This is a genomic window from Terrabacter sp. P5_B1 (genome assembly GCF_056400505.1).
In genome coordinates this window covers 1-11,499 of record NZ_JBFULD010000112.1, presented here as the reverse complement: position 1 = coordinate 11,499, position 11,499 = coordinate 1, and the positions used below count along the sequence as shown (strand labels likewise).

The window sequence follows — 11,499 nt, the reverse complement described above, 5'->3', positions numbered from 1 at the left end:
ATGTTCTACGAGGCCCTGTCCAAGAAGATGAAGGGCGTCATCGAGTCGACGGCCGGGATCACCGGGGCGAGCGCGTGACCGCGACCGGCTCCCCGGCGCCGTCCGTGCGCGTCGTCGTCGTGACCGGCGCCACCGGAGCGACCGGGCGCGCGACCTGCTCGGCCCTGCTCGCCCGCGGTGAGCAGGTGGTGGCCGTCGGCCGCGACGCCGCCTCGCTCGAGTCGCTCCACGCCGAACTGGTCGCCGGGCTGGACGGCGAGCTGGACGGCGGGCTGGACGGCGAGCTCGGCGACAACGCAGCAGCTCGCCTCGACACGCGGGTCTGCGACCTGCTCGACGGTGACGCCGTGCAGGGCCTCGCCCGCGACGTCGTGGCCGACCACGGGCACGTCGACGCGCTCTTCCACCTCGTCGGGGGCTGGCGCGGCGGTGACCGTTTCACCGACTCGACCGACGACGACTGGCGCTGGCTCTCGGGCAACCTCGTCGACACGCTGCGGCACACGACCCTCGCCCTGCACGACCACCTGCTCGCTTCCGGGCGAGGCCGCGTGGCGATCGTGAGCGCGGCCGCCGCGCAGGCACCCACGGCCGGCAACGCGGCATACGCCAGCGCCAAGGCAGCTGCCGAGACGTGGCTCGGCGCCCTCGCCGACTCCTTCGGGTCCGAGAGCGCGACCCCGGGCTCGGCCGCGGTCGTCGGTGTGGTGAGGTGGATCGGGACGGGTCGCACGGCGACCAGCCCGGCGAGGATCGCCGAGTGGCTCACCGGGCTGCTCGACGGAGATCCCTCAGCCCTCAACGGCGCGCGCGTCGACCTGTAGGCGGCCGGGCACCAGCCTGCCCGACCCGTCCGACCCAGCGACCGTCATCGCCCGACCCCAGTGAGGACCCCCGTGAGCACCCTGCACGACCCCGAGCGCCGCGGCTTCGCGTCCGACAACTACGCCGGCCTGCACCCCGAGGTGCTCGCCGCGCTCGCCGAGGCCAATGGCGGCCATGAGATCGCGTACGGCGAGGACGCCTACACGGCGCGGCTGCAGGACGTCGTCGCGGGCCACGTCGGCGCCGGCGCCGTGACGTGGCCGGTCTTCAACGGCACGGGCGCCAACGTCGTGGCCCTCCAGGCGCTCCTGCCGCGCTGGGGAGCCGTCGTCTGCGCCGAGACGGCCCACGTCAACACCGACGAGGGCGGGGCCCCGGAGCGGATGGGCAGCATCAAGCTGCTCACCGTGCCGACGCCGGACGGCAAGCTCACGCCGGAGCTGATCGACCGGCAGGCCTGGGGCTTCGGTGACGAGCACCGCGCGCAGCCGCTCGTCGTGTCGATCACGCAGACCACCGAGCTCGGCACCTGCTACACACCCGAGGAGGTGCGTGCGATCTGCGACCATGCGCACTCGCTCGGCATGCGGGTCCACCTCGACGGTGCCCGCATCTCCAACGCCGCGGCGACCCTCGGCACGGACCTGTCCGCCTTCACCGGCGAGGCCGGCGTCGACGTCCTGAGCCTCGGCGGCACCAAGAACGGCGCTCTCGCAGCCGAGGCCGTCGTCGTGGTGAACCCGGAGCTTGCCACCGACCCGTCCCTCGGGCTCGTCCACGTGCGCAAGCTGTCGATGCAGCTGGCCTCCAAGATGCGGTTCGTGTCGGCACAGCTCATCGCGCTGTACGGCAGCGACCTGTGGCTTCGCTCGGCCACGCACGCCAACGCGATGGCGACCCGGCTCGCCGCCGGCGTCGAGCCGATGCCCGGTGTCACGGTCCAGCGCCCGGTGCAGGCCAACGCCGTCTTCGCGGTGCTCGACCGCGACGTCGCGAACGCGCTGCGTGAGCGGTTCCGCTTCTACGACTGGGACCCGGCCACCGGCGAGGTCCGCTGGATGTGCTCGTGGGACACGACCGAGGCCGACGTCGACGCGTTCCTCGCCGACCTGCGCCGGCTCCTCGGGGCCTGACAGTCGTCAGGCCGGTCGTCAGGCCGGGGCGGTGGTGAAACGCAGGTAGGGCGTGACCTCGTCGACGGCATCGGCGCCGAAGCGCGCCCGGGCGTCGTCGGTCGAGACCGTCGGGGCGACGATGACCTTCTGGCCCTCGCGCCAGTCGGCCGGCGTCGAGAACGGGCCGCTGTCGGTGAGCTGGAGTGCGTCGACGGCCCGCAGGATCTCGTCGAAGTTGCGGCCGACGCTCTTGGGGTAGGTCAGCGACAGCCGGATCTTGTGGGCCGGGTCGATGATGAAGACCGAGCGCACGCCCGAGGTGTCGCCCTCGCCGGGGTGGATCATGTCGTAGAGCTCGGAGACCCGGCGGGAGTCGTCGGCGATGATCGGGTAGCCGACGGCCGCGCCGCCGACCTCCTCGATGTCGGTCTTCCACTCCTCGTGCTGTTCGAGCGGGTCGACCGACACGGCGAGCACCTTGACCTCGCGCCTGGCCCACTCGTCCTCGAGGGCGGCCACACGACCGAGCTCGGTCGTGCAGACGGGCGTGAAGTCGGCCGGGTGGCTGAAGAGGACGGCCCAGCTGGCGTCCTTCCAGTCGTGGAAACGGATCGGGCCCTCGGTGGTCGAGGCCTCGAAGTCAGGGGCGATCTCGCCCAGTCGCGGTGCTGCCATTGGCTCGTCCTCTCGCGGTCGGGCGCACGGCACGCCCCGGTCTGCGACTCATTGTGGCCACAGGGCCATGCACGGCGTTATGGGTGTCCAAATGTTGTGATGCGCACTCAGCGGACGTCCAGACTGCCGACGAAGACTGGTGGAACTGTCGCCGTCCGGAGGAGCCGACGTGAGCGCCCTGCTCGACACCATCACCGCCCAGGTCCTGCACGCCCCGGTGTGGCTCGTGCTCCTCGTCGTCGGCGGGCTGGTCTTCGTCGAGGACGCACTCTTCGTCGGCTTCGTCGTGCCGGGTGAGACGGTCGCCATCCTCGGCGGCGTCGCGGCCTCGCTCGGGCACGTGCCCCTCGCCGCGGTCCTCATCGTGGTCGTGGTCGCCGCCATCGTCGGCGACACCGTCGGCTTCGAGGTCGGCCGCCACCTCGGTGGCCGGGTCGTGCAGCTGCGGGCCTTCGACCGGCACCGGGACCGGATCGACCGTGCCCAGGACTTCCTCGGTCGGCGGGGTGGAGCGGCCGTCTTCCTCGGCCGCTGGACCGCGTTCCTGCGGGCCGTCATGCCGGCGCTCGCCGGGATGTCCAAGATGCACTACCCGACCTTCCTCGTCTGGAATGCGGCGGGCGGCATCGCGTGGGGAGGTGTCGTGGTGACCGCCGGCTACCTCGCCGGCCAGTCGTACGCCAGGGTCGAGACGTGGCTCGGACGTGGCGCTGCCGTCGTCGTGGCGGTGGTCGTCGTCGTGGCTCTCGTCATCTGGCAGAAGCGGCGGCACAGCGCGGGTGCCGACGTGGCCGCCGATGCGGGTGCCGACGCGGGTGCCGCGGGATCCGAGGGCCCCGAGGCACCGTCGCGTATGCCGGCGACGGGCTGACGCGGCCGGGCGCGGCCTCGCTGAGGCGACGGTTCATCCTGTTTGTCTGATTAAGGCCCGTATCGAGGGATGACCTGTCATGCTCCTGCGCGGGGCGGCTGAGTCCCGCTTTGCCCCGACCCGAGCAGGAGCACATCGTGACCGCCCCCCAGACCTTCCACGGCATCGTCGCCAGCCGCCCGGAGCAGACCGTGCTGGACGACGACCGCGGGATCATCTTCTGGGTGCAGACCGACGAGGACCCCCACGCCGACGCCGCCCAGGTGTTCCTCTCGGCCACCCGCGCCGACCAGGTCGAGGGTGTCGACCTGGCGATCGGGTCGGAGCTCACCATCGAAGGCGCCCCGCTCGGCAATGGCGTCACGGCCGCCACGGCACTTCGGGCGGCCGAGCACCGCCCGCCGCGCGGTCGAGTGCTGGGCACCGTCGAGGTCCACGTCCCCCACCTGGCGCGCCTCGACCCACGCCGCGAGCGCCGCGACCAGCTGCTGGTGCGGGGCGGGATCGCCACCATCGTCGTGCTGGGTGTCATCGGCATGGTGAAGAGCCCCGTCGTCGGCAACGCCGGCTTCATCTTCTTCCTCCTCTGGGGCGCGGTGCTCGTCTGGGACGACCTGCGCACCCGGAAGATCGACGACCGCGAGTACGCCGCACTGTCGGACGACGTCGTCACGGCCGTTCGATCCCGGCTCAACATCGACGTGCCTCCGCGGGCGGTGTTCGACATGCTCGGCGGCGGGCTCGAGCGCACGGGCAACCCGTGGCGGCCGACGCGGCCCCGACAGGCCGGGCCGGCGTACTGGGTCGCCGAGGCGGTGGGCGCGCGTCTCGCGGTCGACATCACACCGCAGCCGCTCCAGCCCAACGCCCCGGCCACCATCACGGTAACGGCGGTCGACGAGGACCACCCGGGAAGCCGCTAGACCCGTTAGGCGACTCTCAGGGCAGCGGACCCTTGGGTCCGTGGTCCTTCTGGTACTGCACCGCCTGCTCGACGAGGGCGTCGGGGTCCTCACGGGGCGAGGGCCAGGTTTCGCCGTTCGTGCCCGAGTCACGCGAACCCGACTCCGAGCCGGAGTCGCTGGACCCCGACACCGCCGAGGTGACCTTCTCGGTCGCGGTCCGGGCGGCGTCGGCCACCTTCTCGGCCACGACCGGCGCCTGCTCGCGCACCAGCTGGGCACCTTGCTGCGCCTTCTCCTGCACGCGCGGGTCGTCCTTCAGCTGTCCGATCGCGCGCATGAACTGCWCGTAGGGCTCGCGACCGGCCCGCGAGCCGAGCAGGAAGCCGACCGCGCCGGCAGTGACGATGAGCAGTCTCTTCATGGGAGCCTCCGTGTGTCGTGTCGGCAGCCGTGGCTGGATGCCGACGATCGCTCTAGCCATACCCACCACCGCCCCGGTCGGGCTACCCAGGTATGCGTGAGGCCCCCTTCCGCTGGAAGGGGGCCTCACGGCATACGTGCTCGGTTCGAGGTGATCGGCAACCGCGGGGGGTCGGCGATCACCTCGAACCAGGGTCGAGCGCTGGGTCAGCGCTCCTCGGTGCCCGCGATGAAGGCCTCGAGCTTGGCGCGGCCGAGGTCGTCGGGACGCTGCTCCGGCGGGGACTTCATGAGGTAGGACGAGGCGGACAGCAGGGCGCCGCCGATGCCACGGTCCTTGGCGATCTTCGCCGCGCGGATGGCGTCGATGATGATGCCGGCCGAGTTGGGGGAGTCCCAGACCTCGAGCTTGTACTCCAGGTTCAGCGGCACGTCACCGAAGGCGCGACCCTCGAGGCGGACGTAGGCCCACTTGCGGTCGTCGAGCCACGCGACGTAGTCGGACGGGCCGATGTGGACGTTCTTGCTGTCGACGAGACCCGAGAGCGAGCCGGTCAGGTTGGACGTCACGGCCTGGGTCTTGGAGACCTTCTTGGACTCGAGACGCTCGCGCTCGAGCATGTTCTTGAAGTCCATGTTGCCGCCGACGTTGAGCTGGTACGTCCGGTCGAGCGCGACGCCGCGGTCCTCGAAGAGCTTGGCCATGACGCGGTGCGTGATCGTCGCGCCGACCTGGCTCTTGATGTCGTCACCGATGATCGGCACGCCGGCGGCCTCGAACTTCGCGGCCCACTCGGGGTCGGAGGCGATGAAGACCGGCAGGGCGTTGACGAAGGCGACCTTCGCGTCGATGGCGCACTGGGCGTAGAACTTGTCGGCCTGCTCGGAGCCCACCGGGAGGTAGGAGACGAGGACGTCGACCTGGCGGTCCTTGAGCACCTGCACGACGTCGACCGGCTCGGCGGACGACTCGTCGATCGTCAGCTTGTAGTACTTGCCGAGGCCGTCGAGCGTGTGGCCGCGCTGCACCTCGACGCCCGTGGTGGGCACGTCGGCGATCTTAATGGTGTTGTTCTCCGAGGCGTTGATGGCCTCGGAGAGGTCCTTGCCGACCTTCTTGTCGTCGACGTCGAACGCCGCGACGAACTCGACGTCACCGACGTGGTACTCGCCGAACTTGACGTGCATGAGGCCGGGGACGCCGGTGGTGGCGTCAGCGTCCTTGTAGTACTCGACGCCCTGCACGAGCGAGCTCGCGCAGTTGCCGACGCCGACGATGGCGACGCGTACGGATCCCATGGATCACTCCTTGTTGTTGGTGGTCGTGCTCTGGGGGGTGGTGATGTCTGTGGTGTCGTATGCCGCGGGGCCCGGGTCGAGGGCCGCGCGGCGTTCGGCGACGATGAGCTCCTCGAGCCAGCGGACCTCGCGCTCGGCGCGTTCCTCGCCGTGCTGCTGGAGGGCCAGGGTGTAGCTGTCCATGCGCTCGCGGCGGGCCTGCGAGGCGTCGCGGATGTTGGCGAGCCGCTCCTCGAGGCGGGAGCGCCGGCCCTCGAGGATGCGCAGCCGGACCTGGGCCTCGGTGCGGGAGAAGAAGGCGAAGCGGACGTCGAAGTCGTCGTCGTCCCAGGCGTCCGGGCCGCTGGCCGCGACGAGGTCCTGGAAGTGCTCCTTGCCGTCCGCCGTCAGCTCGTAGGTGATCCGGGGCCGCTTGCTGCCGCTGTCGGACGCTTCGCTGGTCTCGTGGATCCAGCCAGAGTCGAGCAGCTGGCGCAGCGCCGGGTAGAGCGAGCCGTAGGACAGCGCGCGGAAGATGCCGAGTGCGGTGGTGAGGCGCTTGCGCAGCTCGTAGCCGTGCAGCGGACCGTCATGGAGCAGGCCCAGGACCGCGAACTCGAGCAGCGCGGCGCGGCGGCTCTGAGGGCGGGGGGACGACGGCACCTCTCGATGCTACACCCGGATATATCACTGCGATACATCGCAGAAGAAGTCCGAGCCGGCGGCCTGCTGGACCGGCTGGCCGGCCCCGGAGAAAGGTTGCCCGGCATCCCGGGGTATGTGGAGCGAGCCTGTGGGGTGCTTGTGCCGCTCGTGTGAAGCGCCTCGTCGGTTTCGTCGTCCCGGCGCCGGTCGGGTCATACTGAGTGGCGGCTCGGGACGGTTCTCGGGCCTGATCACTGAAATGGAGCAGGTTGTGACGCAGAGCAGGCGCGACAAGGGCCGCACCGGCTGGAAGAAGTGGGCCCTCGCCACGCTCAAGTGGGGCTCGATCGCCGCTGCCGTCCTGCTCGTGGTCGGGGTCATCGGCGTGGTCATCGCCTACAACCGGACCTCCATCCCGCAGCCGAACGAGCTCGCCAACAAGCAGGTCTCGATCGTCTACTACAGCGACGGCAAGACCGAGCTCGACCGCATCGCCGTCCAGGACGGCAACCGCGAGTCCGTGCCGCTGAGCAAGGTCCCGAAGTTCGTCCAGGACGCGCACATCGCGGCCGAGGACCGGACCTTCTACCAGAACAACGGCATCTCGGTCGGTGGCATCCTGCGCGCCGTCAAGACCAGCGTCACCGGCGAGACCCAGGTCGGCGGCTCCACGATCACCCAGCAGTACGTCAAGAACTACTTCCTCACGCAGGACCGGACCATCTCCCGCAAGGCCAAGGAGATCCTCATCGCCGTCAAGATCGACGGCCAGCTCTCCAAGTCCGAGATCCTCGAGAAGTACCTCAACACCATCTACTACGGCCGTGGCGCCTACGGCATCCAGAGCGCGGCGAAGGCGTACTTCGGCAAGGACGTCTCCCGGCTCACCGTCGGTGAGGGCGCCGTGCTCGCGTCGGTCCTCAACGCCCCGACGCTCTACGACCCCGCCCAGGGCCCGGACGCCGAGGCCAACCTGACCAAGCGCTACGCATACGTCCTCGACGGCATGGTGCAGGAGGGCTGGCTCAGCGCCGCGGACCGGGCCAAGTACGCCGCGCTGCCGAAGATCCTGGCGTACAAGGGCAACAAGTTCTCGTCCGGGCCCAACGGCTTCATCACGGCGCAGGTCAAGAACGAGCTGCTCTCGACGGGGCTGTCCGAGCAGGACATCGACAAGGGTGGCCTGCGCATCGTCACGACCGTCGACAAGAAGGCCCAGACGGCCGCGATCGCAGCCATGCGGTCGAACCTGCCCAAGCAGGTGCAGGGCGGCCTCGTCGCGGTCCGCCCCGGTGACGGCGCGGTCGTCGCTATGTACGGCGGTGCGGACTACTCCAAGTCGCAGTTCAACACCTCGACCCAGGCGATCATGCAGGGCGCCTCGAACTTCAAGCCGTTCGCGGTGCTCGCCGCCGTGCGCAGCGGCGTCTCGACGAAGACGAGGTTCGACGGCGACCAGCCCCAGGACATCGCCGGCACGACGATCACCAACTTCGGCGGCCGCTCCTACGGCATGGTCGACATGCGCCGGATGGTCGGTCGCTCGATCAACACCGCCTTCGTCAACCTCAACAACACGATCGGGCCGGCACTGACACGGCAGGCGGCCATCGACGCGGGCATCCCGGAGAAGACGCCGGGCCTCGACGACACGCTGACCAACGTCCTGGGCACCGCCTCGCCCCACGTCATCGACATGGCCACGGCCTACTCGACGATCGCCGGGCAGGGGGTGCGCGCCAAGCCGTACTTCGTCAAGAAGGTCACCTCGACCACCAGCGACTTCAGCTTCGAGGCCAAGCCCGCGACCAAGCGGGCGTTCGACAAGGACGTCACGGCTGACGTCACCGACGCCATGACCTACACCGTCAAGACCGGAGGCACGGCGACGAAGCTGCAGCGGCTCGACCGGCCGGTCGCCGGCAAGACGGGCACGTCGTCCTACGCGAAGTCGATCTGGTTCTCCGGCTTCGTCCCGCAGCTCGCCGTCTCGATCGGCATGTACAAGCCCGATGCCCAGGGCAACCCGCAGACCCTCACCAGCTCCGAGGACACCAACCTCACCGGTGGCACGGTCCCGGCCGATGTCTTCTACGACTTCATGAAGGTCGCCCTCGAGGGCATGGAGGTGCAGGACTTCCCGGCACGGGCAGGCGTCGGCGACGACAAGATCCCCGCCCCGACGACGACCTTCACCCCACCGCCGTCGACGACCTTCACCCCAGCGCCGACGACGACCACGCAGGCGCCGACGACGACGACCACCCAGGCTCCGAGCACGACGACCACGCAGGCGCCGACGACGACGCAGGTCCCGACGACGACGCAGGTCCCGACGACGACGAGGACGGGCCGGCCCCGGCCCACCACGGGCACACCGAGCGTGACGCCGCCGCTGGCGCAGCAGTCGACCAAGAGCAACACCCCATGAGGCGCCGGCGCGGTCGGGGGCGTCCCGGGCCGACGGGAGCGAGCCCTCGGTGACCGAGCAGGTCGACGACCCGGTCGTACGGGCGGCCTCCGAGGTCATCGGGGGTCCCCGTGGCCGGTATGCCGCCGCGCACGAGCTCCCCTGGCTGCTCACGGCCGCACTGCTGTCGGCCCTGACGGCCGTCACCGCCGGCCTCGCCGTGCTGCTCCGCGTGCCGTGCCTGCGCACCGGCTTCAGTGGCGACACCCAGTTCTGGAGTGCGTGCTACGCARACCTGCCCACCGCCTACCGTGACGCCAACGTCAAGGCCGGCGTGGCGGCATACCTCCAGGGAGGCGACGGCGCACCGGTCACCGGGCAGCCGCCCCTGACCGGGCTGGTGCTCACCGCGGTCGCGAGCCTCACGCCCGACAACGGCTCGCTGGCGACGCGCGCGGTGTGGTACTTCGCGCTGTGGTCGGTGCTGCTGACGCTCCTGCTGCTCGCCGTCGTGTGGCTCGTCGCGTCGTCTGCCGCCCGGCCCTTCTCGGCTGCGCACGTCGCGCTGTCGCCCGTCGTGGTGCTCGCCGGGTTCATCTCGGCCGACCTGCTGGGGGTGGCCCTCGCTAGCGCCGGCATGTGGGCGTGGTCGCGGCGCAACCCGACGCTCRCCGGGGTGCTGCTCGGGCTCGCGATCGGGGCTCGGTCGTATCCCGTGCTGGTCCTCGCGGCCATCGCGCTGCTCTGCGTGCGGTCCGCGCGCCTGCGAGAGATGGGCCGCGTCGTCGGCTACGCCCTGCTGACCTTCGGTGCCCTGCTCTCGGGGTTGTGGCTGCTCAACCGCGGGGCGGCCGCCTCGTCCTACCAGGGGTGGGCGTCCTCGGGCGCGGGCTACGGCTCGCCGTGGCTGCTGCCGCAGCTCGCGGGCCACCCCCTGCCCGAGGGTGCCGTGACGACGCTTGCGGTCGTCGGTTGGCTCGTTGCCCTGGCGCTCGGAGCCGTGCTCGCGCTGTCGTCCGCGCGGCGGCCCTCCATCGCCGAGGTGTCGCTCGTCATGGTCGGGATCGTCCTCGTCACCGGCAAGTCGTTCAYCGTCCAGAGCTCCCTGTGGCTGGTGCCGCTCGTCGCGTGGTGCGCCCTCCAGTGGCGTGACCACCTGATCTGGGCCGGCGCCGAGACGCTCAACTTCGTCGCCGTGTGGCTCACGATCGCCGCGACGACCGTGCCGGACCGTGGGCTTCCGGCGCCGTGGTACGCCTTCTTCTCGATGCTGCGCGTCGTGGCCGTGCTGTGGCTGGTGGCCGTGGTGTGGCTGCGGGCGCGCGGTCGGTGGGGTCGCGGGACGCTCGAGACCGACGACCTCGCCGGGCCGATGAGCGGCGCGCCGGATCGGCTCATCGTCCGCTTCTCCTGAGGCCTCGCGGCCATGGGTCGCTCCGATTTCGGGGTATGCCGTCCGGCCGGGTAGTCTTGCCCAGTTCGCCGTGTGCCCGGTGGCCTGTGGATCATTCCGACCGATGTCGGTGCGGTCTGCGAGGCTGAACCCGGCTGGAAGATCAGGCCGGGCCCCGTGCCCGCGGTGGGACGAATGCAACCCTCCTGTCACGAGAGAGACTCGTGACCGCCGAGACCAGAGGAGGTGGGTTAGAAGCATGCGTCAGTACGAACTCATGGTCATCCTCGACCCGGAGACCGAAGAGCGCACCGTCGACAAGACGATGGACAAGTTCCTCACCGTCGTGAAGAACGACRGCGGCACCGTCGACAACGTCGACATCTGGGGCCGTCGCCGTCTCGCCTACGACATCAAGAAGAAGTCCGAGGGCATCTACGTCGTCGTCACCATGACGGCGGAGCCGGCCACCGCCCAGGAGCTCGATCGCCAGCTGAACCTCAGCGAGTCGATCATGCGCACCAAGCTGCTGCGCCCCGGCGCCTGATTCAGCGACAGTCACTGAACCCGCTCGATCACCCGACGAAGGACTGAACGGAGCCCACGCATGGCAGGCGACACCGTCATCACGATCATCGGCAACCTGACCGCCGACCCGGAGCTGCGTTTCACGCCGTCCGGTGCCGCGGTCGCGAACTTCACCGTGGCCTCGACGCCGCGGCAGTTCGACCGCCAGAGCAATGAGTGGAAGGACGGCGAGACGCTGTTCATGCGCTGCTCGGTGTGGCGCGACGCGGCGGAGAACGTCGCCGAGTCGTGCCAGCGGGGCATGCGCGTGATCGTGTCCGGCCGGCTGAAGTCTCGTTCCTACGAGACGAAGGAAGGCGAGAAGCGCACCGTCGTGGAGATGGACGTCGACGAGATCGGCCCGTCCCTGCGCAGTGCCACCGCGAAGGTCAACA

General features: G+C 70.2%; 13 protein-coding genes. 9 read left to right on the top strand and 4 right to left on the bottom strand.

The genetic code is table 11. The features are described 5' to 3' along the window. From AC1DP0_RS10175 to AC1DP0_RS10165, 3 genes are all read left to right on the top strand, one after another. Positions 1-78: DUF6421 family protein (locus tag AC1DP0_RS10175; protein ID WP_478084259.1), on the top strand; the 78-nt coding region annotated here is incomplete at its 5' end. Then, positions 75-824 (top strand): SDR family NAD(P)-dependent oxidoreductase, encoded by a 750-nt coding sequence (locus AC1DP0_RS10170; RefSeq protein ID WP_478084258.1) that lies wholly within the window; start codon positions 75-77, stop codon positions 822-824. The genes AC1DP0_RS10175 and AC1DP0_RS10170, both read left to right, overlap by 4 nt. 72 nt (positions 825-896) lie before the next feature. Further along, positions 897-1,958 (top strand): threonine aldolase family protein, encoded by a 1,062-nt coding sequence (locus AC1DP0_RS10165; protein WP_478084257.1) that lies wholly within the window; start codon positions 897-899, stop codon positions 1,956-1,958. An 18-nt stretch (positions 1,959-1,976) separates the two neighbouring features. Here AC1DP0_RS10165 and AC1DP0_RS10160 read toward each other — a convergent pair whose 3' ends face one another. Continuing rightward, positions 1,977-2,615, bottom strand: coding sequence for a peroxiredoxin (locus AC1DP0_RS10160; protein WP_478084255.1), 639 nt, complete (start codon positions 2,613-2,615; stop codon positions 1,977-1,979). Between the two features lie 169 nt (positions 2,616-2,784). On the opposite strand from AC1DP0_RS10160, the gene AC1DP0_RS10155 reads away from it, so the two are divergent. After that, positions 2,785-3,486 carry a DedA family protein gene (locus tag AC1DP0_RS10155; RefSeq protein WP_478084253.1) on the top strand — a complete coding sequence of 234 codons (702 nt, stop codon included), beginning with the start codon at positions 2,785-2,787 and terminating at the stop codon, positions 3,484-3,486. A gap of 137 nt (positions 3,487-3,623) precedes the next feature. Continuing rightward, positions 3,624-4,409, top strand: a complete 786-nt coding sequence (locus AC1DP0_RS10150; RefSeq protein ID WP_478084252.1) for a hypothetical protein — start codon at positions 3,624-3,626, stop codon at positions 4,407-4,409. 16 nt (positions 4,410-4,425) lie between these two features. Here the strand turns inward: AC1DP0_RS10150 and AC1DP0_RS10145 are convergent, their stop codons facing one another. The 3 genes from AC1DP0_RS10145 to AC1DP0_RS10135 form a co-directional block, all read right to left on the bottom strand. After that, positions 4,426-4,812, bottom strand: coding sequence for a hypothetical protein (locus tag AC1DP0_RS10145; RefSeq protein WP_478084251.1), 387 nt, complete (start codon positions 4,810-4,812; stop codon positions 4,426-4,428). Positions 4,813-5,018: 206 nt separating this feature from the next. Next, positions 5,019-6,110, bottom strand: coding sequence for an inositol-3-phosphate synthase (locus tag AC1DP0_RS10140; protein WP_478084247.1), 1,092 nt, complete (start codon positions 6,108-6,110; stop codon positions 5,019-5,021). A 3-nt stretch (positions 6,111-6,113) separates the two neighbouring features. After that, positions 6,114-6,752 (bottom strand): PadR family transcriptional regulator, encoded by a 639-nt coding sequence (locus tag AC1DP0_RS10135; RefSeq protein WP_478084246.1) that lies wholly within the window; start codon positions 6,750-6,752, stop codon positions 6,114-6,116. A gap of 253 nt (positions 6,753-7,005) precedes the next feature. Here AC1DP0_RS10135 and AC1DP0_RS10130 point away from each other — a divergent pair, with 253 nt between their 5' ends. The 4 genes from AC1DP0_RS10130 to AC1DP0_RS10115 all read left to right on the top strand — a co-directional run. Next, positions 7,006-9,165, top strand: a complete 2,160-nt coding sequence (locus AC1DP0_RS10130; protein ID WP_478084244.1) for a transglycosylase domain-containing protein — start codon at positions 7,006-7,008, stop codon at positions 9,163-9,165. Between the two features lie 49 nt (positions 9,166-9,214). Further along, complete coding sequence (locus tag AC1DP0_RS10125) at positions 9,215-10,558, top strand: glycosyltransferase 87 family protein (RefSeq protein WP_478084242.1); 1,344 nt, start codon at positions 9,215-9,217, stop codon at positions 10,556-10,558. Positions 10,559-10,796: 238 nt separating this feature from the next. Continuing rightward, positions 10,797-11,084 carry a 30S ribosomal protein S6 gene (gene rpsF / locus AC1DP0_RS10120; RefSeq protein WP_478084240.1) on the top strand — a complete coding sequence of 96 codons (288 nt, stop codon included), beginning with the start codon at positions 10,797-10,799 and terminating at the stop codon, positions 11,082-11,084. 60 nt (positions 11,085-11,144) lie between these two features. Then, the coding region (locus tag AC1DP0_RS10115) for a single-stranded DNA-binding protein (protein WP_478084237.1) at positions 11,145-11,499 on the top strand (355 nt) is incomplete at its 3' end.

Excerpts from the sequence above, each read along its gene's own strand:
- AC1DP0_RS10160 (WP_478084255.1), bottom strand. The coding sequence starts at position 2,615 with ATGGCAGCACCGCGACTGGGCGAGATCGCCCCTGACTTCGAGGCCTCG.
- AC1DP0_RS10140 (WP_478084247.1), bottom strand. The coding sequence starts at position 6,110 with ATGGGATCCGTACGCGTCGCCATCGTCGGCGTCGGCAACTGCGCGAGC.